General features: G+C 67.0%; 19 protein-coding genes. 6 read left to right on the top strand and 13 right to left on the bottom strand.

Annotation, left to right across the window (positions count from 1 at the left end):
* Positions 1-15: 15 nt before the first annotated feature.
* The 3 genes from K3U96_RS12310 to K3U96_RS12300 all read right to left on the bottom strand — a co-directional run bounded on the left by K3U96_RS12310 (position 16) and on the right by K3U96_RS12300 (position 3,128).
* Complete coding sequence (locus K3U96_RS12310; protein WP_069407150.1) at positions 16-1,149, bottom strand: nitronate monooxygenase; 1,134 nt, start codon at positions 1,147-1,149, stop codon at positions 16-18.
* Between the two features lie 99 nt (positions 1,150-1,248).
* Positions 1,249-2,013 carry an HAD family hydrolase gene (locus K3U96_RS12305; protein WP_220693185.1) on the bottom strand — a complete coding sequence of 255 codons (765 nt, stop codon included), beginning with the start codon at positions 2,011-2,013 and terminating at the stop codon, positions 1,249-1,251.
* 17 nt (positions 2,014-2,030) lie between these two features.
* Positions 2,031-3,128, bottom strand: a complete 1,098-nt coding sequence (locus tag K3U96_RS12300; RefSeq protein WP_220693184.1) for an NAD(P)H-dependent amine dehydrogenase family protein — start codon at positions 3,126-3,128, stop codon at positions 2,031-2,033.
* Between the two features lie 70 nt (positions 3,129-3,198).
* Between K3U96_RS12300 and K3U96_RS12295 the strand changes: the two genes are divergently transcribed.
* Entirely contained in the window at positions 3,199-3,948 is a 750-nt protein-coding gene (locus tag K3U96_RS12295) for a glucose 1-dehydrogenase (RefSeq protein ID WP_069407147.1), read from the top strand.
* An 86-nt stretch (positions 3,949-4,034) separates the two neighbouring features.
* Here the strand turns inward: K3U96_RS12295 and K3U96_RS12290 are convergent, their stop codons facing one another.
* Complete coding sequence (locus tag K3U96_RS12290) at positions 4,035-4,421, bottom strand: PaaI family thioesterase (RefSeq protein ID WP_069407146.1); 387 nt, start codon at positions 4,419-4,421, stop codon at positions 4,035-4,037.
* 57 nt (positions 4,422-4,478) lie between these two features.
* Here K3U96_RS12290 and K3U96_RS12285 point away from each other — a divergent pair, with 57 nt between their 5' ends.
* Positions 4,479-5,750, top strand: a complete 1,272-nt coding sequence (locus K3U96_RS12285) for a competence/damage-inducible protein A (protein ID WP_220693183.1) — start codon at positions 4,479-4,481, stop codon at positions 5,748-5,750.
* On the opposite strand, the gene K3U96_RS12280 is transcribed toward K3U96_RS12285, so the two are convergent.
* Positions 5,747-6,244 carry a macro domain-containing protein gene (locus K3U96_RS12280; RefSeq protein WP_220693182.1) on the bottom strand — a complete coding sequence of 166 codons (498 nt, stop codon included), beginning with the start codon at positions 6,242-6,244 and terminating at the stop codon, positions 5,747-5,749. The genes K3U96_RS12285 and K3U96_RS12280 overlap by 4 nt on opposite strands.
* Positions 6,245-6,286: 42 nt before the next feature.
* On the opposite strand from K3U96_RS12280, the gene K3U96_RS12275 reads away from it, so the two are divergent.
* Positions 6,287-6,511 carry a hypothetical protein gene (locus K3U96_RS12275; protein ID WP_220693181.1) on the top strand — a complete coding sequence of 75 codons (225 nt, stop codon included), beginning with the start codon at positions 6,287-6,289 and terminating at the stop codon, positions 6,509-6,511.
* Here K3U96_RS12275 and K3U96_RS12270 read toward each other — a convergent pair.
* The 3 genes from K3U96_RS12270 to K3U96_RS12260 all read right to left on the bottom strand — a co-directional run bounded on the left by K3U96_RS12270 (position 6,501) and on the right by K3U96_RS12260 (position 8,611).
* Complete coding sequence (locus K3U96_RS12270; protein ID WP_220693180.1) at positions 6,501-7,424, bottom strand: alpha/beta fold hydrolase; 924 nt, start codon at positions 7,422-7,424, stop codon at positions 6,501-6,503. The two genes, K3U96_RS12275 and K3U96_RS12270, sit on opposite strands and share 11 nt — an antisense overlap.
* Before the next feature lie 36 nt (positions 7,425-7,460).
* The gene (locus tag K3U96_RS12265) at positions 7,461-8,309 is read right to left on the bottom strand and encodes a hypothetical protein (protein ID WP_220693179.1); all 849 of its coding nucleotides are present in this window, start codon (positions 8,307-8,309) and stop codon (positions 7,461-7,463) included.
* A 62-nt stretch (positions 8,310-8,371) separates the two neighbouring features.
* A complete protein-coding gene (locus tag K3U96_RS12260) occupies positions 8,372-8,611 on the bottom strand; it encodes a hypothetical protein (RefSeq protein WP_110917411.1) in 240 nt (79 codons plus the stop codon).
* A gap of 120 nt (positions 8,612-8,731) precedes the next feature.
* On the opposite strand from K3U96_RS12260, the gene K3U96_RS12255 reads away from it, so the two are divergent.
* Positions 8,732-10,363, top strand: coding sequence for a fatty acid--CoA ligase (locus K3U96_RS12255; RefSeq protein WP_220693178.1), 1,632 nt, complete (start codon positions 8,732-8,734; stop codon positions 10,361-10,363).
* Positions 10,364-10,365: 2 nt separating this feature from the next.
* Here K3U96_RS12255 and K3U96_RS12250 read toward each other — a convergent pair whose 3' ends face one another.
* The gene (locus tag K3U96_RS12250; RefSeq protein ID WP_220693177.1) at positions 10,366-11,226 is read right to left on the bottom strand and encodes an oxygenase MpaB family protein; all 861 of its coding nucleotides are present in this window, start codon (positions 11,224-11,226) and stop codon (positions 10,366-10,368) included.
* A gap of 83 nt (positions 11,227-11,309) precedes the next feature.
* Here K3U96_RS12250 and K3U96_RS12245 point away from each other — a divergent pair, with 83 nt between their 5' ends.
* Positions 11,310-11,810, top strand: a complete 501-nt coding sequence (locus K3U96_RS12245; RefSeq protein WP_230982439.1) for a hypothetical protein — start codon at positions 11,310-11,312, stop codon at positions 11,808-11,810.
* On the opposite strand, the gene K3U96_RS12240 is transcribed toward K3U96_RS12245, so the two are convergent.
* The 4 genes from K3U96_RS12240 to K3U96_RS12225 form a co-directional block, all read right to left on the bottom strand.
* On the bottom strand, positions 11,807-13,093 hold the full coding sequence (locus K3U96_RS12240; protein WP_220693176.1) for an HNH endonuclease: 1,287 nt from the start codon (positions 13,091-13,093) through the stop codon (positions 11,807-11,809). The genes K3U96_RS12245 and K3U96_RS12240 overlap by 4 nt on opposite strands.
* 46 nt (positions 13,094-13,139) lie before the next feature.
* On the bottom strand, positions 13,140-13,886 hold the full coding sequence (gene yaaA / locus K3U96_RS12235) for a peroxide stress protein YaaA (protein WP_220693175.1): 747 nt from the start codon (positions 13,884-13,886) through the stop codon (positions 13,140-13,142).
* A 31-nt stretch (positions 13,887-13,917) separates the two neighbouring features.
* Positions 13,918-14,526 carry an NlpC/P60 family protein gene (locus tag K3U96_RS12230; RefSeq protein WP_220693174.1) on the bottom strand — a complete coding sequence of 203 codons (609 nt, stop codon included), beginning with the start codon at positions 14,524-14,526 and terminating at the stop codon, positions 13,918-13,920.
* Positions 14,527-14,776: 250 nt separating this feature from the next.
* Positions 14,777-15,913, bottom strand: coding sequence for an alkaline phosphatase family protein (locus K3U96_RS12225; RefSeq protein WP_220693173.1), 1,137 nt, complete (start codon positions 15,911-15,913; stop codon positions 14,777-14,779).
* Positions 15,914-16,016: 103 nt separating this feature from the next.
* Between K3U96_RS12225 and K3U96_RS12220 the strand changes: the two genes are divergently transcribed.
* Positions 16,017-22,838, top strand: coding sequence for a BTAD domain-containing putative transcriptional regulator (locus K3U96_RS12220; protein WP_220693501.1), 6,822 nt, complete (start codon positions 16,017-16,019; stop codon positions 22,836-22,838).
* The last annotated feature ends 18 nt before the right edge of the window (positions 22,839-22,856 follow it).

Genomic DNA, 22,856 nt, shown 5'->3' with positions numbered 1-22,856 from the left:
AACTCGCCCCACCGATCAGGCGGAGGCGGCCTCGTTGATCTCGTTGAGCGTGTTGGTGGCTTCGAGGTACTCCTGAACCCAGCGTTCGATCACCGCCGCGGATTTCTCCACCTTGGTGAATTGCCCGACCACCTGACCGATCGGGTTGAACGCCACGTCCACGCTCTCGTTGGGGTACTTGTGCGTGGCCGCGACCGCCATGCCGGACACCATGTACTGCAGCGGCATGCCCAGCGGCTTCGGGTTGTCCGGGTTCTCCCACGCCTCGGTCCACTCGTTGCGCAGCATCCGCGCCGGCTTACCGGTGAACGACCGGCTGCGCACGGTGTCGCGGCTGGTGGCCTTGGCGTATGCGGCGTGCTGCACCGCAGTGTGCTCGGACTCTTCGACCATGACCCACTGCGAGCCGGTCCAGGCGCCTTGCGCACCGAGGGCGAGCGCGGCGGCGATCTGCTGGCCGCTGCCGATCCCGCCGGCGGCGAGCACCGGCACCGGCGCGACCTCCTTGACCACCTGCGGCCACAGCACGATCGAGCCGACCTCACCGCAGTGGCCGCCGGCCTCACCGCCCTGGGCGATGATGATGTCCACCCCGGCGTCGGCGTGCTTGCGCGCCTGTGACGGCGAGCCGCACAGCGCGGCGACCTTGCGGCCGGACTCGTGGATGTGCTTGATCATGTCGGCAGGCGGGGTACCGAGCGCGTTGGCGATCAGCGTGCACTTCGGATGCTGCAGCGCCACCTCGACCTGCGGGGTGGCGGTCGCCTCGGTCCAGCCGAGCAGTTGCAGCGCGTCGTCGTCGCTGTGCTCGACGGGCACGCCGTGGTCGGCGAGGATCTTCTTCGCGAAATCGATATGTTCCTGGGGCACGAGCTCGTTCAGCGTCTTCTTGAGCACGTCGGGGTCGAGGTCGGTGGCGTCCATGCCCTCGTACTTGTTCGGGATGACGATGTCCACGCCGTACGGGTGGTCGCCGATGTTCTCGTCGATCCACTTCAACTCGATCTCGAGCTGCTCGGGGGTGAAACCGACGGCGCCGAGCACACCGAACCCGCCGGCCTTGCTCACCGCGACGACGACGTCACGACAGTGGGTGAAGGCGAAGATCGGGAACTCGATTTTGAGTTCGTCGCAGATGGGGGTGTGCATGCCGACTCCTCGATAGGGCGCTTCGCGAACTGAAACGTGTTCTAGTTTAGCGTAGGCGCTGCGTCAACCGCCCGGGCCCGGGCACCGCGACCAGCGCCATCAGTCATAGCCGACGAGCCGGCGCAGCGACCGGCGTCGTCGCGGCGACCCGGCGACGCGCAGCACAGGCCAGCCGTGCTCGGCGGCGATCGCGGCCAGCCGCGGGCGCGGGTTGACCGGTCGCGGGTGGCCCACCAGAACCATCAGCGCAGCGTCCTCGTCGCCGTCGGCGTAGAAGTAACTGCGCTTCAGGTCGACGTCGTTGGTTTCGCAAAAGGCTTGCACCGCAGAGGATTTCCGACGGCCCCAGATGACCGGTCTGGCGATGCGCCCGGTGAGCAGGCCGACGTCGTCGAGCTCGAACCGGTTGCACAGCACGTGATCGATGCCGAGGAAGCGCGCGACCGGTTCGGCATGGATGGTCAGCGCCGAACTGCTCAGCACGACGGTGTGCCCGCGCCGCTGATGGGCCACCACGATCTCGTGCATGGCCGGAAAGACCCGCGATGCGACGCGTTCGACGAACAGGCGCTCACCGAGGACGTCGAGTTCGACGAGCGACTCACCGCGCAGATAGCCGGCCGCGCGGGTGAGCAGGCGCTCGAACTGCATGCGGCCGAGGCGATATCGCACCGAGGCCTCCATGACGCCGAGCACCTCACCGATGCGCGCTTGCCTGCGCCTGATGCGATCGGCGGCGTGCGCGGTCGCGGTGAAACCGTCGACGAGGGTGCCGTCCAGGTCGAAGAACGCACCGATCTGCGGGCCTGACGGGCTCGCGGCGATTTCCGCGATCGGATCGGGTGCCACCTGCTGGGCGCTCATATCGCGCTCCAGACTACTTAAAGTCGCAGCAGGCCCTTGCCGGTCACGAGCGGCATGTCCAGCGTGGTCCGGATGCCCGGCGGCGCGGCGAGCACGTCGGGGATGGCGTTCACGATGCGGCCTGCCGCGGCCAGGATCGCCGCGTAGTTGTGGTCGCCGTTGCGGCTGGTCGGGCAGATGTCCATGGTGTAGGACGGCTCGCCGACGATCTCCACGCGATAGGAGCCACCGGGCTGGGCGGACTGCGCCCAGTCCGGGCGCAGGTCCGGCCGCAGTCGGGTGATGTGTTCGACGACGATCACCGGTTTGCCCTTGACCATGCCCTCGATCTGGAAGCGCAGCGCGGCGACGGTGCCCTTCTTGATGGTGCCGACCGCGACGTCGAAATCTTCTGGGGCCGGTTCCTGTTCGACGGAGTCTTTGATCTCGTCGACCTCGACGCCGAGGCCGGCGGCAAGTTGCCGGATCGCCGTGCCCCAGGCGATGCTGAGCACACCCGGCTGGAACAGCAGCGGGAAGTCGCCGATCTGGTTGCCGAAGCCCATCACCTCGAACATCACCGTCGCGCCGTCATAGCTGGCGTAGTCGGCGATCTCCATGGTGCGGATCTGCTCGATGCGCTGGCACGTGCCCGCCAGCGCGAACGGCAGCAGGTCGGTGGCGAAACCGGGATCGACGCCGGTCATGAAGACACTCGAATCACCCTGGCGCGCAGCGTCTTCGATGCGTTCGATGTACTTGTCGGGGATCACCTGCCAGGGATACTGCAGCACGCCGGGTGCGGAGCCCACCACGTCGATGCCCGCGGACAGGATCTGGCGGATGTCGGCCATCGCCTGGGGCAGGCGGGTGTCACCCATCGCGCAATACACGATCGCGTCCGGTTTTTCGGCGATGATCGCGTCGAGGTCGTTGATCGCGGTCACCCCGGTGGTGACGTCCAGGCCCGCCAACTCCCCGGCGTCCTTGCCGACCTTGGCGTCCGAGGACACCCACACGCCGGTGAGGTCGAAGCGGGGATCGTCGATGAGTTGCCGCAGCGCGAGGCTGCCACAGTTTCCGGTACCGATGAGGGCGACGCGGATCGCCTCGGGCCGATTCGGCACTTCGGTCATGGCTGATTCCCTTCGCCCGAACTGGAACAGGTTCTACTTGTAGCACGTGCGCCCTGTAACCTGGCCCCTCATGGGACGCGTGGACGGAAAAGTTGCACTTATCAGCGGTGGCGCCAGGGGTATGGGCGCCGCGCACGCCCGGATGCTGGTGGGCGAGGGCGCCAAGGTCGTCATCGGCGACATCCTCGACGACGAGGGCAAGGCGCTGGCCGACGAACTCGGATCCGCGGCGCGCTATGTGCACCTCGACGTCACGGACTTCGACCAGTGGGAGGCCGCGGTTTCGACCGCGACCCAAAACTTCGGCACGCTCAACGTGCTGGTCAACAATGCCGGCATTGTCGCGCTGGGGCCGTTGAAGACCCTGGACGTCCAGAAGTGGCAGAACGTCCTGGACGTCAACCTGACCGGCACCATGCTGGGCATCAAGGCGGTCATCGAGCCGATGACCACCGCAGGCGGCGGCTCCATCATCAACGTCTCGTCCATCGAAGGGCTGCGCGGGGCCGCCTGGGTGCACAGCTACGTCGCCTCCAAGTGGGCGGTGCGCGGGCTGACCAAGTCGGCGGCACTCGAATTGGCGCACAACAAGATCCGCGTCAACTCGATCCACCCGGGCTTCATCCGGACCCCGATGACCAAGCACCTGCCCGAGGACATGGTGCAGGCCCCGCTGGGCCGGCCCGGCACCCCCGACGAGGTGGCGACGTTCGTGCTGTTCCTGGCCAGCGACGAATCCTCGTTCGCCACCGGCGCCGAGTTCGTGATGGACGGCGGCCTGGTCGCCGACGTGCCCCACAAGCAACTGCCGACGGGCTGACCCCGGCGCCGCCGAACGTGGGTTACCCGCACGCGTCGGGCGCCGCAAGCGTGCGTCGAGCACACACTCGGCGTTGAAAAAGAGGCTCAGTCGACCGCGGCGAAGTTGACCGTCGCGGTGGCGCAGACCTCGTCGTCGCTACCGCGGTAGATGTCGACCTGCACCACCACCGAACGCTTACCCGTGCGCAGGATGCGGGCCACGGCACGGGCGGGGCCCACCTTGATCGGACGCAGGTAGCGGATGAACAGGTCCGTGGTGGCGATGGCAAGCCCGAACGGGGTCGCCCGCGATGCGAGTTGGCCCGCCGTCACGTCGGCCATCGTGGCGATCAATCCGCCCTGCAGCCCGCCTGCGGTGTTGACGGTCCGCTCGTCGACGGGCATCTCCATGACGACGGTGTCGTCGGACGACGGGACCTCGGCCAGTCCGAGCTGATCGAACAGTTCGCGTAGCGACTTCGGCGCCGTCATGGGTAACGACATTACCGGGCTGCGGGTTCGGCGCCGGGTGTGCGTAGTGTCGTGCTCGTGAGCGCGCGCGCGGGCATCGTCGTCACTGGCACCGAGGTCCTCACGGGCCGCGTCCAGGACCGCAACGGGCCCTGGGTCGCCGACCGCCTCCTCGAGCTGGGTGTCGAGCTGGCACACATCACGATCTGCGGCGACCGGCCCTCCGACATCGAGGCCCAGCTGCGGTTCCTGGCCGCCGAGGGCGTGGACCTGATCGTCACGACCGGCGGCCTCGGCCCGACCGCCGACGACATGACCGTCGCGACCGTCGCCCGGTTCTGTGACCGCGAACTCAAGCTGGACAGCCGGGTGGAGGCGATGGTCGCCGACATCGTGGCGCGCCTGATGGTGCGCTTTCCCGACGTGGACGCCGAGGCCCTGCGCGCGGCCAACCGCAAGCAGGCCCTGATCCCCGAGGGTGCGCACGTGCTGGACCCGGTCGGCACGGCCCCCGGGGTGGTGGTTCCGGGCAAACCGACGGTCGTGGTGCTGCCCGGCCCGCCGCGCGAACTGCAGCCGATGTGGCAAGTCGCCGTGCAAACCCCGGCCGTACAGGAGGCGATCGCCGGCCGCACCAAGTACCGGCAGGAGATGGTCCGGATGTTCGGGCTGCCCGAATCCGGGCTCGCCGAGACACTGCGTGAGGCCGAACAGCGCATCGACGGCTTCGACCGCCTCGAGATCACCACCTGTCTGCGCCGCGGTGAGCTCGAAATCGTGACGCGCTACGAACCCGATGCGGCCGCCACGTACGCGGACCTGATGACCCTCATGCGGCAACGCCATGGCCACGAGATCTTCTCCGAAGACGGTTCCACCGTCGACGAGCAGGTGGCCGACCTGCTGGCCGGGCGCTGGATCGCCACCGCGGAATCGTGCACGGCCGGGCTGCTGGCGGCGCGGCTCACCGACCGGGCCGGGTCGTCGGCCTACGTCGCCGGGGGGGTGGTGTCGTACTCCAACGAAGCCAAGTCGGAGCTTCTCGGCGTCGACCCCGGGTTGATCGAAACGCACGGCGCGGTGTCGGAGCCCGTTGCCGAAGCCATGGCCGACGGCGCGTTGCGGCGCTTCAGCGCCGACACCGCCGTCGCGATCACCGGCATCGCAGGTCCCGGCGGCGGCACCACCGAAAAGCCGGTGGGCACAGTGTGTTTCAGCCTGAAATTGGCCGATGGGCGCACCGTGACGCGCACCCTGCAGCTGCCGGGTGACCGCGCGGACGTCCGCGAGCGCTCGACCACCGTCGCGATGCATATGTTGCGCCGCACGCTGGCCGCCGACGGGGCCTAACCGGGTCGCACTTCGGCCGCGAACGCGCGTTCGGCGGCGGCGCCGTGGACGGCGAACACCACCCGCTGCAGGCTGTGCGGCTCATGGCCACGGACCGCGCCGACCATCAGCCGGGCGGCCTCCTCGAGCGGGAACCCGCCGACACCCGTCCCGAACGCCACCAAAGCCAAAGAACGGCAACCGAGTTCGTCGGCCTTGGCCAGCGTCGAGCGGGTGGCGCGCTCGATGATCTCCGCCGACGTCGGCCCGCCGAGTTCCATCGTCGCGGCGTGGATGACGTATTGCGCGGGCATGTCACCCGCGGTGGTTTCGACCGCCTCGCCCAGCCCGATCGGCGCCTTCTGTCTTGACTCACGTTGCAGTTCGGCACCACCGGCGCGGGCGATCGCGGCGGCCACCCCGCCGCCGTGCCGGAGTTGGGTGTTGGCCGCGTTGGTGATCGCGTCGACGTCGAGTTGGGTCACGTCGGCCTGCAGCACCTCGAGTTCGATCATGCGGGTATCGTCTCTCGCCGGGCGACAGAGGAGGAATACCTAATGACGACAATCGTCGAACGAGGGGAGCTATCCGACTTCGCCACGCAGGCCGGATGGCACCGCAGGGACTCGGACCGGGTCGACTACTACACCCGCAGCCCGGTGCGCGTGCACGTCATCTGGCAGGGCGACGACGCGATCAGCGGCGGCGCGCTGTACCAGGACGACGTCCTGATGGCCTATTCGCGGGACCTCGGCACGGTCGTGGGCTGGCTCAAACGCTGATCTTCGAGTACTCGTCCCAGACCTTCGTCATGGTCTGCAGGATCTCCTCGGCACGGCCCAAGCCGGCAAGGTGGCTTTCCCCCGGCATGGGGTAGAGCTCGGCGTCGGCGAGCTTCGACACCACATGCTGTCCGTGGGCATAGGGGACGATGTGGTCGGCGTCGCCGTGCCACCAGCGCACGGGCACCTCGATGTCCTGCAGCCGGAACCCCCAGTCCCTGGCGAACCCGACGATGTCGGAGAACGGCGCGGCCATCTGCTTGCGGCTGCCGTGGAGGATGTCGTCGAGAAACATCGCCTTGACCTCCGGGCGGGCCAGCAAGAGCCGGTCCGCCTCCGGTGACACCCGGCCGTACAGGTCGGCGGCGGGCGAGGCCACCGGCCGGATCAGCCGGATCAGCGCGCTGGCGGCCAGCCCGATCGGGGTGCCGGCCACCTGCAGCAGCGGCGCCACGCGCGATCCGACGTTGCCCATCAACCCGCCGGTGATGGCGTCGGGGCCGACGGTCGGCGCCACACCGCCGATGACGCCCGCGGCCACGACGCGATTGGGCATCGCCGCCGCCGTGCCCAGCGTGTAGGGGCCGCCGCCGGACAGGCCGACCACGACCATCTTGTCGATGCCGAGGGTGTCGGCGATGATCCGCAGGTCGTCGGCGAACGACAGCACGCAGCGGTACTGGTGCGGGGTGGACGAACCGATGCCGGGCCGGTCGACACCGATCAGCCGGATCGCCGAGCGCTCGGCGAAGACCCGAGCCTCCATCGGAATCTGGCGACGCGCGCCGGGGGTGCCGTGCAGCCAGAAGACGGGGCGGCCCCGCGGGTCGCCGAACTCGGCGAAGCCGATACGACGGTCGTCACCGACGACGATATTGCCCTCGAGCTTTGGTCGGGCGATTGCGACAGACATACCGAAATTGTCTCACGCCCGACGTGTGGCCTGCGTTTACACCACGCGGAACTGGTAGGACCCCACCGTGACGAGCCGATCGTCGACCCCTTCGTCGTGCATGTGCACGCGCACCGCGACGGTGCCGTCCGTGCCCGACACCGGTTCGGTCTGCAGCCGGAAAGGGCCTGCCTTACCGCGGGCCAGGAACATGACGTGGTTCGAGACGCCCTGGATCCGGTCGGTGCCCGCGAGCGTGGCGGCGGCGTCGACGGCGGCCGTCTCGAGCATGACGAACTGCGGTCCGATGTGCAGCGCCGCATCCGGCGAGGCGACCTCGACGGCGAGTTCGGGCAGCGCCCAGTGCCCGTCGTCCCTGCGGAACCCGCCGAACACCTGCCACAGTGCGGGCAGGTCAGGGGAGTCGACCACCTCGAGGGGGTTGGCCTCCATCCGCTCGAGCCCCTCGGGCGGGGTGCCGATGCTGACGCCCTGACCCTCGATCAACGCGAGCACCCGGTCGGGATGGTCGGCGTCGACGATCGTCGCGCGGCTGTACCCCATCTGGCGGCCGCGGCGAAGTTCCTCGGAGATGATCTCGATGCGCGCGACGTCGCGGCCGGGATCAAGGATCTGACACGAATGGATGACGGGGTTGGGCACCGCCTCCAGATCCGACATGTGCCCGCTCTCGGGCGCGCAGATACCCAACGGCGCGAACAGCAAGCCGCCGGTGGCGTTGCGCATGTCGCGGCGCAGCGGAACGGTGTTGTCCTCGGGCCCGAGGTCCATCTGCGCGTGATGCCGTCCGATGTAGCGATAGCTCAATAGGCCGCCCCAACGGCGGCGCAGTTCAGCGGCGTACTCTTCCGGCGAATCGGTCAGCTCACGGATATCTCGCAGCATGTGCGCTCCCATCGGTGTTTACACGCTGAGCTAATCATGTAAGCCGGTCGCACCGGCGGAAGCTACCAGAAGTGGCGAGGAGATCTGCCCATCTCATACCCCGCGGGAAACGACATCTCGATCACCCGCAACTGATCGTTGGCCTTGGATTCCAGTTCCAGGACCACGCAGCCTTCGCCGAGGTCCTTGGATTCCAACACCTTGTAATGCTGACCGCCACCGTTGACGTCGGTAATGGGGTCCCCTGAGCGCAGTGCCTCGACCGGGATCAGGTCGGGGGCTTTTACAGGGTGTGCTTCCACCCTTCAAACGGTAGAAGAAAAGCGCATGGTCATGCGCCTTTTTATCGTTTCCTGCCGAACCGCCGCGGCATCGGCCATCATGGCGCTCAACGGACGCCGGCATTGTCGTGGGAGTGGTTCATGGACAGCACGATGCAAGACTTTCCGTTGACCGTGACGGGGATTCTCCGGCACGGCACCGGGTTGCACTCGAGCCGCAAAGTCATCACCGCGACGGCTGAGGGCTACCGGGAGACCAACTACGGCGAGTTCGGGACGCGGGTGGCCCAGCTCGCTCACGGGCTGCGGGGGCTCGGCGTGAAACCCGGTCAGCGGGTCGCCACGTTCATGTGGAACAACCAGGAACACCTGGAGGCATACTTCGCCGCACCGTGTATGGGCGCGGTGCTGCACACCCTCAACATCCGGCTGACGGCTGAGCAGCTCACGTTCATCGCCAACCAGGCCGAGGATTCGGTTGTGCTGGTGGACATGTCGTTGGCTCCGCTGCTCGCACCCATGCTGCCTGCGATGACGTCGGTGCACACTGTGGTCGCGGTGGGTGCGGGTGATCTGGGCCCGCTCGAGGAGTCCGGCCGCAACGTGGTCCGCTACGACGACCTGATCGACGGTCAACCGGTCTCCTACGACTGGCCTGATCTCGATGAGAAGAGCGCCGCGGCAATGTGTTACACCAGCGGCACCACCGGAAACCCGAAAGGTGTGGTGTACAGCCACCGCTCGAGCTATCTGCATTCGATGGCGGTGTGCACGGCCAACGCGACCGGTCTGGCCGACGGCGACCGGGTGCTGCCCGTCGTACCGATGTTCCACGCGAACGCCTGGGGGCAGCCGTATGCGGCGGTGATGGCCGGTGCGGACCTGTTGCTGCCCGACCGATTTCTGCAGGCCGCTCCGCTGGTCGACATGATCGAACGGCACCGCCCGACGATGGCGGCGGCCGTTCCGACCATCTGGAACGACGTGCTGCAGTACCTGCACGCCAACCCTGGCCGCGACATCTCGTCGCTGAGGCTGGTGGTGTGCGGCGGTTCAGCGGTTCCGCTCGGGATGATGAAGGAATATCAGGAGCACTACGGGGTGATGATCCGTCAGGGCTGGGGGATGACCGAGACGTCACCGTTGGCGGCGGTGGCGACACCGCCACCGGAAGTCACCGGTGCCGACCACTGGGCGTTGCGCGCCTCGGCGGGCCGGGTGATGTGCGGGGTCGAGACCCGCTTGGTCGACGACGACGGCAACGTGTTGCCCAGCGACGGAAAAGCAGAGGGCGAGATCGAGATTCGCGGACCGTGGATCACTGCGTCGTACTACTGCGATGCCGATCCGGAGAAGTTCGACGACGGTTGGTTGCGCACGGGGGACGTCGGCCGCATCGACCCGCAGGGCTTCATCACCCTCACCGACCGCGCCAAGGATGTCATCAAGTCCGGCGGGGAGTGGATCTCCTCGGTGGAACTGGAGTTGCGCATCGTGGATCATCCGGCCGTACGGGAAGCGGCCGTGGTGGCGGTGCCCGACGAGAGGTGGCAGGAGCGACCGCTGGCAGCGGTCGTCGTCCAGGAGGGCGTCTCGATCACGCCGGAGGAGTTGCGAAATCATCTGCGCGACCAGGTCGCTCGGTTTTGGTTGCCGGAACGGTGGACGTTCATCGACGAGGTGCCCAAGACCAGCGTCGGCAAGTTCGACAAGAAGCAGATCCGGTTGAAGTACGCCGAGGGTGGCTACGACGTCGTCGAGTGCCAGGAATGACGTCAGCGGGCAGCGGTGAGCGCCCAGCGGATACCGCCGACGAGGACGCGGCCCGACGCCCGGATCACGGTCGACTCGATCGGCGGAAAGTAGGGCAGCAGCAACGGTTTCCTGGCCCAGCCCGGCAGCATCGCCACCGATGTCGCGGCGAGTACGCCGTAGGGTGCGCGCGCGACGAGCGGTAACGGGGGAGTCAGCAGCAGGAACCGGGCGGCGTCGCGGGCTGCGGCGGTGCTCGACAACTCGGGCCGGTACTGCTCGATCCGTTGGGCGAGTTCACCTTCGGTACGCGGCGGGTCGGGCACACCGAGCGCGACGGCGACGCGCGCCGTATCGGCGACGTAGGCGTCGCGGCCGCGTTGGTCGAGCGGCGCCGCGCCGTAAAGTTGGTGAGCGAGCAGGAAGCTGTCCGTCTCGGCGATGTGCACCCATTCCAGAAGGTGCGGGTCGACGGCGTGGTACGGCCGCCCGTCGGGTGCGACGCCACGCACCCGCTGGTGGATGCCGCGCACCCGGTCCACGGCGCGCGCAGCGTCGGTGGCGGGACCGAACGTGGTGACCGCGAGGAAGGTACTGGTGCGCTGCAGACGCCCCCACGGGTCGGCCCGGTAGTCGGAGTGGTCGGCCACACCCGCCATCGCCAGCGGGTGCAACGACTGAAGAAGCAGTGCGCGTAGTCCGCCGACGAACATGGACGCGTCAGCGTGCACGCGTCGGATCGGCCGGTCTTCGTCGAACCATCGCGGCCCTGGGGTGTCGTGGATTTGCGCGCGGTTGGCCGGGCCCTCCGGGCCGGCAACCATGCTGAATAGACTGCGGCCCAGGTTCTTGCGCACGGCGTCCAGGTCCGGCACCACCGACATGGGTTCAACAGTACTTACAGCGCCGACGCGCGACCGAACGCGAAGCGGTGCCCCCCGGCTCGCGGGTGGTTTAACGTAGTGACGTGCGAAAATTGACTCGGGTTGTGATCATGGCGGCGGCAGCTGTTGTCGCGGCACCTCTTGCGCCTGCACTGACCTACGGAGCCGGTACGGCAGGGGCTGCTGACGGCGTCTTCATGCCGTTCTCCCAAGTGCTGCGTCGATGTGACTTCAGCGAGACCGATTACAACGGGCCAACCGGCCAGGGCAGGCCCACCGCCTATATCCGTTCGGACGGCTCCGGGGTGACCGCTGACGTCCAGCTGGTGTTGGCGATCCCGAACACGCCGTATCAGGTACGGCTGATCCAGGCACCCAGGCCGTCGTCGGCGCCGTGTTGGGGCAGCGATCCCGGCGTCGCCCAGACCACCTTGCACACCGACGGGGTGGGCGCTGGATCGGTGACGCTGTCGGATGCGATCGAACCGGGCGCCACCGGCGCGTGGGTTTTCGTCACCCGCCCCGACGCCTTCTCGCAGAACCCCGCCGAGTTCTACACCAGTGACCTGATCGCCAAGATCTAGGCGGCGTGGAGGTTGGCGAGTTCGATGCTGATGTGCATTTCGAGCTCGCTGACCTCAATCGGTGGTGGACCCGGTGGCGGTGGCGCCGTGGCGTGATACGTCGCCCCGGTCGGGGTGGTGATTTCGGCCTGATGCACACCGTCGACCTCGCCGGTGTTGGCCTGCCAGCCCGGGGCTTCCTTGACGTAGTTGCACTGTTCACACAGGCCCAGCCCGTTGACCGCGCTGGTCGGCCCACCCCGATGGTGCGGCTTCGCGTGGTCGCGATGCCGGATCGGGGCATCGCAATAGGGCGTGCGACATCGCTGATCACGCAACCCGATAAACAGCGCCAACGCCTTGGGGAACCGCCGCGAGCGCGCCTCCATCGCCACCAACGCCCCCGACCTGGGATGGCGGTACAGCCGCCGCAGGGTGGCCACCGAACGCTTGTCGGCGATCGCAGCCAATACCAACTGGCGCGCCACCCCTGCCGGGATCGGCCCGTAACCGTCGACCACCGCCGGATGCTCATCATCGCCCAACAGGCTCTGATCACTCATGATCAGGTTGACCGCCACCGGCTCCGCCGCCTCGCCCGGGCGCCCGGTGACCCGCTCCACCAGCGTGTCGGCCATCACCTGGCCCCGTGAACGATCATCAAAGGTCGTATCGGCAGCGCGTTTGAGCGCCGCATACACCCCGACCCCCTGGCTCACCGGCAACAACGCCGTCACATAGGTCATCGCATCCGGGGCCGGGCGCACGGTGACGGTGCGGTCTTTCTCGGCCCTGGCCATCTGATCGACCACCGCATGCGGATCGAGCCGATAGGCGATCTTTTTGGCTTCGGCTTTCACCCGCGCATCACCCATGCCGTCCAGACTGGCGAGGTCGGCACACAACTCGGCGTCCAGCTGCCGGCGATCCTCGACCGTCAGACACGCCGACTCGGCCACGATCAACGTTGCGCGCCACTCCGACAGCGCCCCACACTCCAACGCGGCCAACGTATGTGGCATCTCCAACACCAACGCCTTGGCGAAACCCAAATGCCGATTGCCACGCGACGGGGAATCCCGCCGCGCCAACGCCACCTCACTGGCCAACCCTTTACCCTGTTTCGACCTGGGCACTCCGGCGGCCGCCTCACGAGCGCAGCGCTTGGCCTCCAACAACGCCGCAGCACGCGCCTGCCCCGCCGCCGCAGCCGACTTCACCCGCTCCAACAACCCAATCCGCTCGACCAACCCAGCCTCATCAGCATGCAGATCCACCGCCGCCAACTCGGTCACATCGAACATGACCCGACGATATAACCGACCACCGACAAATCTCGGACGGCGGAACTCAGGCCGCGACGACAACGGTGAGGTCGTTACCTTCACGCTCCACCCGCATGCCGGCGCGTCGCGCGATCATTGCGACGGCGGCGGCGTTGTCGGGTTCGGCCTTCGACGACGCGAGGATCCGGGCCAGCCTGCCCTTGTGGGCCTTGTTGAAGTGGGTGACCACCTTGCGGGTGCCGCCGGAATCTTCGGCGACGACGTCGGCGCGCACCGCATTGTCGAGCCTGCCGAGCGATGCGTAGGAGCCCGACCGCAAGTCGACCACCAACTGAGTTTCGGCCAGTTGGGTGAGCGCCGGTTCCAGCAGGGGCCGCCATCGAGCGGCCAACGTGGGCTGTTTCGGCAGCTTGGAGGTCGCCGAAAGGCGGTAGGCGGGGATGGGGTCCTCCGCGCGCAGCAGCCCGAACAGCGCGGAACCGATGACCAACCGTTCCCCGGCGCGAGCCGCCGCGGCCGCGCGCAGCGACTCGATGTCCAGCGCGTCGTACAGCACGCCTGTGTAGCGATGGATCGCGGGCAGGGTCGCCGCCGTGCGGAGTTCGGCGTTGCGATCGATCTCGGCATCTTGTGACGCCGACAGTGCGAGTGCTTTGCGGCAGGCCGTCCGGTCCTGGGCGAGTTCGACCAGTTCATCGACCAGCGTGGCGCGCAGCGGTGTCAATTCGGGACAGCTGAGCGATTCCAGCCGCAGCGGTGGTCCGTCGCCCCCGGCTCGCTTGGTCTCCGAGGGCGGCAGTAGGACGATCACGCCGCAGAGGTTATCTGGGCGACGCCTGGGATCAGGCCGGCGGCATGCCGGGTGGCGGGGGTACGCCTGGCGCGGGAGGCGGCGGCGGGGGCATTCCCGGAGGCGGGGGCGGTGGTGGCGGCGCCATCCCCGGAGGCGGGGGCGGCGGTGGCGCGAACGGGTCGGCAGGCGGCGGGGGTGCCAATCCCGGCATCCCCGGGGCCGGCGGATGTTCCGCGCCCATCAGCACCACCGGGGCCGCCGGCGCGCCGGGAGGCACGGGCTGTTCCGGCGGCATCGGCAGGAACATGTGCCGGGTGAACTGCTTCTGGTAAGCGCCGCCACCGCCGATCTTCACTCCGCCACCCTCACCGGAGGACACCGGCGTGCCATCGGGCAGTGTCACCGCGGCGTGGCCACTGTTCCAGCCGACCACCAATGCGCCGGGTTGACTGCCGTGCTGGAAACCGCGTGCGAGCAGTGCGTTTTCAATGTTTCCGGTGTGGAACCGGTTGCCGTACACGGGCCTTCCTGTTGCGGCGTTGGTCACCCAGGAAACCAGACCTGAACAGTCAGTTCCCGCAGGGGAATCCCCGCCGGAGACGTACGGAGTGCCCGAAACCGAGTTGACAAGCGTCAACAGCGTTGCGATAGCAAACATGCGGCCGGACGCTAACAGAGGGTTTTATCGGGCCGCAAAATCTGTGACCGTATTCACGCGAAATGCTGTGACCTCGTTCACACTACGAATTTAGTACGGGACAGTTCACTGAATTCGCTTGCACTGGGAACAAATACGCCTGCCGATAGCCGAATAGATCTGGACTTCTGTTGCCTAAGGCTCATATTCGCCGGTGCAGCCGCTATTTGACCAACGGTGGTCGTTGAAATACCTTGCTATACAAGCTTTTTCAACGATGCGAAAGCAAGAGCGGAACCGACTGCTCGGCATTAGTCAGCGACCCATGATGGCCGATCAGCGAGGATTCCAGCGGTTCGACCTGGCGTCGCACCACTGCTGCCGAACCACGCGCCGCAGCGACCACGTCACCGATGCGGCGCCGCGCGTCGTCGCTGACCGGCTCGCCGAACCACCCGGCCTCGATCGCCTCTTCGCGGGTCACCACCCACGCCCGTCCCTTGAGGGTCTCGCGCCAGGTGGACAAGACAATTTCGACGGCGCCGCGCGCGACATATATGTGACGGGCCCGCGGTTCGCCGCCGACGTCCTCAACGCCGTCGAGAAGCACCGGGGTGGCGTCCACATCCACGATGTCGGCCGCGTCCACCGACACCATTCCGTGATCAGCCACCACCGCAAGGAGGCCGCCTGGTGGCAGCGCGTCGACCACCGACTCGACCAGCCGATCCACGTGGCGCAACTGCATCCGCCACGGCGCCGATCCCGGTCCGTACAGATGACCGAGCAGATCGAGCTCGCTGTGGTAGCCGTAGCAGACGCCACCGTCGGCGATCACCTCCTGCACACGCGCGGCCAGATCTCCCAGCGCCTGCACACCGACATAACGACCGCCGCGCAAGACCGCTCGGGTCAAGCCGGAATTCGTGAACTCGGCACCGGAGATGACGCTCACCTCGACGCCGGCCGACGCCGCCCGCTCAAACGTCGTCGGCATGGGTTGCACCTCTTCGGGCGCAACGGCCTCGCGAAGGTCGTCGCCCCATGGATGTGGGCGCCACCGCAGTGGATTGATCAGGCCCACGTCGGGCAGGCGGAAGGAGTAGCCGACGAGCCCGTGTACCCCGGAGCGGCAACCGGTGCCGAGGGCCGCGAGCCCGGCCACGGTGGTGGACGGAAAGCCGACCTGCAGCGTCGGGCCGCGCAGCGCGGCCAACGTTGGCGCATCGGCCGCGTACGTGTCGAGCAGTTCGGCACCGAGTCCGTCAATCAACATCACGCAGGCGCCGGCGATGTCTGTCGGCAGCGGGATTCGGCCGTCAAACCCGGGCACACCCTTCGCTGCGAGCACCGAGGGCACGACATCGGCCAAGTGCGCTGAGTCCAAGTCAGGCCGCGGTAGATCCACGGTTCGAGCCTGCCACACCCTGCGCCAAAGGCATCTTTACTCATCCTTGACCGTGTATTGAATCAACCCACCGACGATTGCCGACGTGACTACTCTTCAACAGGTGGAGCTGGGGGTTCTGGGTCCTCTCCAGGTCCGGCAGTATGGTCTGCCGGTCACCATCCCGGGCGCGAAACCCCGCGCTCTCCTCACGATGCTCGGATTACACGGCGCCTCCGTCGTGTCCGCAGACGTTCTCCTCGACCTGCTGTGGGGCGACGAACCGCCGCGTACCGCCGGGAAGGCTCTCCAGACCCACATCTCTGCACTTCGGCGTGCCCTCGGTGATGGCTTCATCGTGACGGAAGGCACCGGATGGACGCTGCGCACAACGGAGATCGATGCCACCCGGTACAAGCTGGCCATCAGCAAGGGCCGTGACGCCGTCGCCGCCGGGGACACCAGCCACGCGGTGGCGTGCTTCGACGAGGCGTTGACGCTGTGGCGCGGTGTCCCCGAACTGCCCGACGGAACCCGCGGAGTATCCGAGAAGACCCGCTGGTTCGAGGGCCACGCCGCGTTGGTGGAGGACCGAGCCGACGCGGTGCTCGCGACGGGGCGGGCGGCCGAGATCATCGGCGAGCTCGAGGCCGCCGTTGCCGAAGGACCGTTACGCGAAAGGCGCTGGGGTCAGCTGATGTTGGCCCTTTACCGGGCGGGCAGACAGGGTGAAGCACTCGGCGCTTTTCAGCGCGCTCGATCACTGCTGGCCGACGAGCTCGGCGTCGATCCAGGGCCAGACCTCCGCCGACTGGAAACCGCGATCGTCGCGCAGGACAGTGCGCTGGAAGTGCCTGTTTCACCCCAGCTTTCGGTGGTGACACGTGCGGTGACGTTCCTGCTCACCGATATCGAGGGGTCGACGGCGGCGTGGGAGGCAGATGCGGAGGCGATGGCGGTCGCGCTGGCCAGGCACGACGAGATCGTCGAACAGATCGTCACCTTGCGTGGTGGACGGCTGGTCAAGACCCGGGGCGAGGGCGACGCGACGTTCTCGGTCTTCGACCGGCCGTCGACGGCCGCCATGGCTGCCATCGATCTGCAGGAAGCGATCCGCCACGAGCCTTGGGATCTTGCACAGCCCATGCGTATTCGCGTGGCGCTGCACACCGGTGAAGTCGAGCTCCGCGACGGCGACTACTTCGGTCGGGCGGTCAACCGCGCTGCCCGGCTGCGGTCACTGGCGGCCGGCGGCCAGATTCTGTGTTCCGGAGCCACGGCCGAACTGGTCATCGATTCACTCCCAGACGATGTCGTGCTGGCCGATCTGGGCACGCGCCAGTTACGCAACCTGGCGCGACCGGAGCATGTGTTCGAACTGCGTCTGCTGTCTGCTGACGAATCTCCCGATGCACCAACGGAAGAGCCCTTTGAGCGGCCCGTTCTGCCAGCTGTGCTGGCCGTCCCCGGACCGTTCGTCGGGCGTGGTGACGAACTCGGGCGGCTTCTGGCCGCATGGCAGACAGCGCTGGCCGTGGGCACACGCGCGGTTCTCATCGCCGGCGAACCCGGGGTGGGCAAGACCCGACTGGCAGGGGAGTGGTCTCGCCAGGCTTATGAACAGGGCGCCGTCGTGCTCTACGGCCGGTGCGACGAGGATCTCGGCGCGCATTACCAACCGTTCGCCGAAGCACTTCGGGCGCTGGTACCCCACGTCGGTGCCAGCCGGTTGCGAGGGTTACGAGGTGTGGAGTCGTTGCTTCCGCTGGTGCCACGACTCACCGATGTGCTGCCCGATCTGTGCGCGCCGCACCATGGCGATCCCGACACGGAACGCTATGCGCTCTTCGACGCCGTGGTCGCGCTGTTGGAGATCGCCTCCGCGGATGCGCCCGTCATTCTGGTTCTCGACGATCTGCACTGGGCGGCCAAACCGACCCTGCTGCTGATGCGGCATCTTCTCCGCTTCGGAGAGCGCGCGCGGGTCCAGATCGTCGGCACGTACCGCAGCACCGACCTCGACCGCTCCCATCCTCTTGCGGCGATGCTCGCCGACCTTCACCGTGACGGCTTCGCCGACCGCATTGCGCTCGGCGGCCTCGACGAAGAGGAGGTGAGCGCTTATGTCGTGAAGGCGGGTTACGACGACGAGGAGCTTGCTCAGGCCCTGGCGGCCGTCACCAGCGGAAACCCGTTCTTCCTCATCGAGGCGTTGCAGCACGTCGACGAAAGCGGCGGCCATTGGGATCCGAACACCCTTCCCCAGGGCGTTCGAGAAGCCGTGAGCCGCAGGCTTTCCCGACTGCCAGCGGAGACCAACAAGGCGCTGGCTGCAGCTGCGGTCGTGGGCAGCAGGTTCGCGCTTGATCTGGTCGAGCGGGTGATGGACCAGGATCTCGTCGATGCGTTCGACGAGGCGGGTAAAGCAGGCATCGTCATCGAAGAACAGGGCGGCCGCTATCGGTTCAACCACGCCCTCGTGCGGCAGTCCTTGCTTGCCGAGCTGCCATCGGTGCGGCGCATGCGGCTACATCAGCACATCGCCGCGACACTGGAAGCCGAGTCCGGCGCCGACGAGGAACTCCTCGCCGAACTCGCTCACCACTACTTCGAGTGTGCGTGGGCGGGCAACGCCGCCAAAGCCGTTCATTACTGCCGACGGGCAGCGGACCAGGCGATGACACGGCTGGCCTACGAAGGTGCGGCCGACCACTACGACAGAGCACTACACGCGCTCGATGAGCTCGACGACGAGCTGCCCGACCGCGACGAACTGCAAGCCGAACTGCTGATCGCACGCTGTGAGGCGCTGCTCGCCGCCGGTGACGTGGTGTCCGCGAAGGGAGCGGTCTCGCAATTGCAGGACGCTGCGGGCGATTCCGACCGTTTGGCAGCCTGGGGGACAAGCTTCGACGGTCAGCTTTCGATGCTGACCGATCCGGAACGGTTGGACGACATCGAATCCGCGGTGGCCGCGGCCGCTGCGACGCTGGCCGGACTCGACGACGCCGCGGGAGTCGCCAACGCTCACACCGTGCGGGCCGGATGTCTCGCCCGCCTCGGGCGCATCGCCGATTGCGAAACGGCGTTGGACCAGGCGCTGACCGCGGCGCGCCGGGCACAGGAACATCGGCGGGTGAACACCGTGTTGGCGGGGGCACCGCTTGCGGCGCTGTGGGGCCCCAACCCCGTGCCGCGCGCGGGCGGGCGGTGTCTCGATGTCGTGCGGCTGCTGCGCATCACGACGGGGTCGCCGGTCGTGGAGGCGACATCGACCAGATGCCAGGGCGTACTCGACGCGTTTCGCGGACGCGCCGCGGCGGGCCGACAGCTGATCGACTCCGCCAGGCGCACGCTCACCGACCTCGGCATGCGGCACGCATTATTGGAGGTCGACCAGTTCGCGGGCATCGTGGAGCTGATCGCCGACGATCCCGCGGCCGCCGAGCCGCATCTACGCCGGGCCTATGACGGCTTCCGCCGAATGCGCCTCGAGGCCGACACCGCGGAGAGCGCAGCGCTGTTGGCAAGGGCATGTCTCGCACTCGGCCGAGACGGCGACGCCGATGAACTGTGCGCGGAGAGTGAACGTCTGGCCGGGCACGCGTTGAAGGCGTCGATCGCGTGGCGCACGGTTCGGGCACAGCTGCTGGCCCGCAACGGTGCGCACGACGAGGCCCGCAGGGTGGCCGAGGAGGCTGTGGCGGCGGCCGAGCGCACCGACGCTCTCGTCGATCACGGCGATGCGTGCCTCGCGCTGGCGACGGTGTTGAGCGCCGCCGGCGACACGGTGGAGGCGCGAGCCGCCGCCGAGCGGGCGGTTCGCCTGTATGAGCTCAAAGGTGCTGTGGCTCTTGCCGATAAGACGCGCAGCATCCTTGGCGAGCGTGAGCTTCCGGTCGCAGAATCAACACCAGGAGCGCCACCGGACGAGCTGGACAATGCCTGCGTGCGGGCGCTCCGCCGCCTCGATACCGCCTTCGATCGCGAAGCGTGGGATGAGCTCGAGGATCAGGTAGCGACGTGGGTGACCGTCGAAAGTCGGCGAAAGGTAGTCGGCGTTACCCACGAAGAGCTTCCATCCGATGAATGGGTGCGCGGCGCGAGGAGTTATCCCGCGATCGGCGCGGTGCGGCACAGTCACGTCGTCCTCGCCGTGCGAGGGGATCGCCTGGCCCTCACCCGATTGGAAATCGGAACGGCGGACCTCAGCCCCGGCGCGCCCCGAGACGAGCTGCTTCAACTGTACGGCCTCGATGACAACGGCCAAATTGCGCTGCAGGTGTGGTTTGACACCGGCGACATGGACGCCGCGATCGCCGAACTCGAGGCCACCCACGCCCGGTTCGAGGAGCAGCAGCATCCGCGACCCGAGAACTCCACAAGCCGAGCTGACGACCGATTGATCGAGCAATTCTCCCAGGACACCCGTGTCGATGACCGACGGCGAGGTCTGCGCCGTGAAAGTGCCGATCGCGCGAGCGCAGTCGCGAACACCCGCCGGCCCCGAATCGAGAACGCGGCAAGCCGAGCACATGACCGTTTCAATACCGCCTATACCGGCGGCGATTGGGATGCGCTGGCCGAAATCATGGCTGATGGTTTCCTCGCCGACGACCGTCGCCGGTTGGTCGGGGGTGGGGTTCTGCAGGGCCTAGACAGCGTCATCGCCCAGGCGCAGATCACCGCAGATCTGGGGATCACGAACTCGACGACGGCCGTGGTCGCCACCCGCGGCGAGCGTCTTGCGCTGATGCGTGCTCGCTATTGGGGGGACGACCTGCGGCCCGACGCGTTCGAGGCCGAAGTCCTCCACATGCTTGAGATCGACACGCAACATCGGATCACGAATTTCCTCGCCTTCGATTCCAACGACCTGGAGACCGCCATTGCCGAACTCGATGTCCGGTACGCGTGTGGGGAAGCCTCGAGGCACAACCGGACGTGGTCGGTGATAGCCAAGGCTTACGCCGGGTTCAACCGGCGCGATCTCATCGCCACGGCGCCGAGATGGGAAAGCGTTGACCACCGACGCGGAGCAGCTTTTGCTCCTGGCGACATGATTGCCTACGTCGAAGCCGCATGGGCTGACTCGCCTGACACCAAGATCTACGTCGCGGCAGTTCATCGGCTAAGCGACGTTGGAGCGGTCGTCACCCATGTCGCCCAAGGACTTTCGCGAGAGGGGTTCAACGCCGAGTGGCAAGACGTTCACCTTCTGACAGTGGAGGGCGAAACGCTCAGCCGCTGTGAGCTGTTCGACGATGCGGACCTCGATGCCGCGCTTACGAAGTTCTACGAACTCACGTCGGCCGCACCGCGACTGGAGAATGCCGCGACCCGGACATGGCAGAAGGTAATCGACGCCTTCAACCGCCGTGATCTATCTGAATTGCTCACCTTGACCACCGCGGACGGCAAGTTGATCGACCGGCGGAAGGGCTTGAGCGCCGTTCACGAAGGCGCCGAACGCGCCAGCGCCGCACGTGCCTTGTTCGTAGTACCCGAGAGCTGGCGGACGGAAGTGGAACCTGTTGCACTCAGAGGTTCGCGCCTTGCGCTGATCCATCAGACCTACCGCGACACCGCAGTTCCGGACCAGCCGATAGCTGTAGACATCTTGACCATTGCCGAAGTCGACGACGCGCTCATCGGCGACGTCGTGAACTTCGACCCCGACGACCTCGATGCCGCCTACGAGGAACTCGACGCGCGCTATCTCGCTGGAGAAGCGGCTACCCACGCGCACACCTGGTCTGCGATCGTGACCGCCAACGCAACATTCAATCGCCGTGAGACGCCTCCGACAACACCGGACTGGGTCAACGTCGACCACCGTCGGGGTGGGACGGCTTTCGCGCCCGGTGATCAAACGGCATACATGCGTGCTACCTGGGGCGTCGCACCTCACATCAGCAACCGCATCGTTGCCGTGCATCGGTTGAACAACCTTGGAGCGGCGTTCACTCAGGTTGTCCAGGGAACATCGCGCGAAGGCTTCAGCGCCGAATGGCGTGACGTCGTCGTAATGAACGTCGACGACGATCAGATCAGCCTTTGCGAAGTGTTCGACGAAAACGACCTCGGCGCCGCCCTCACGAGGTTCGACGAACTCAGTCGTCCGGCACTGCGACTGGAGAATGGCGCCACCCGGGCGCGAGAGTCTGTTACCGAGGCATATAACCGCCGCGATGTGCAGAGCTTGCTCGCGGGAGCGGACAGCCACTATGAAGACCGTCGAAAAGGATTGCGTGATGAGGGAAGACCGGACCGCAGCTATGTGCATGCGCTGTTATCGGAAACGCCTGCGAGCTGGCGAATGCAAATGGAACCCGTCGCCATCCGGGGAGACCGCCTCGCACTGACCCGCGAAATCTTCCGCGACACCGGTGAGGCCCACCAACCGATCGCGATCGAGCTGATGACCCTCGCGGAACTCGATCACGACAACTTGTTCTCGCGTACCGTATTTTTCGACTCGGATGACATCAACGGTGCATTCGGTGAACTCACCGCCCGCTGGATCGCCTCCGGAGACGTCGCGCAACCCGAGATCATCGAGGCGGCGCACGAACTGTTCGCAGTTGCAAACCGGCATGACTGGGACGCGCTCGCCCTACTTGAAGCCGATGCCGCGCATGTCAACCATCGACAGCTGTCCTTCGGAGACGACACGATCGTTGACCACTGGTCTTCGCTGCGCATGATGGCGTCGCTTATTCCAGACTTGCGGGTGGAGCTCGCCGAGGTTCTCACCCATTCGGCGATCGGCCTCGTGACGAAGATCGCGGTAAGGGGCACCACACCTGAAGGCTCCGCAATCGAGCTTCCGGCCATCACCCTGCTGCTCTTCGACGGGCCTCGCGTCACACGCATGGAAACGTTCGACGTCGACCAGCAAGACGTTGCCCTGGCCCGGTTCACCGAACTAAACGAGCCGAACTGAGACAACCCATTGACATGC

It is taken from the genome of Mycolicibacterium holsaticum DSM 44478 = JCM 12374 (assembly GCF_019645835.1).
GTDB classification, from domain to species: Bacteria; Actinomycetota; Actinomycetes; order Mycobacteriales; family Mycobacteriaceae; genus Mycobacterium; species Mycobacterium holsaticum.
Note: the sequence above shows the minus strand (reverse complement) of the source record. Positions and strands in the feature narration are given on the sequence as shown.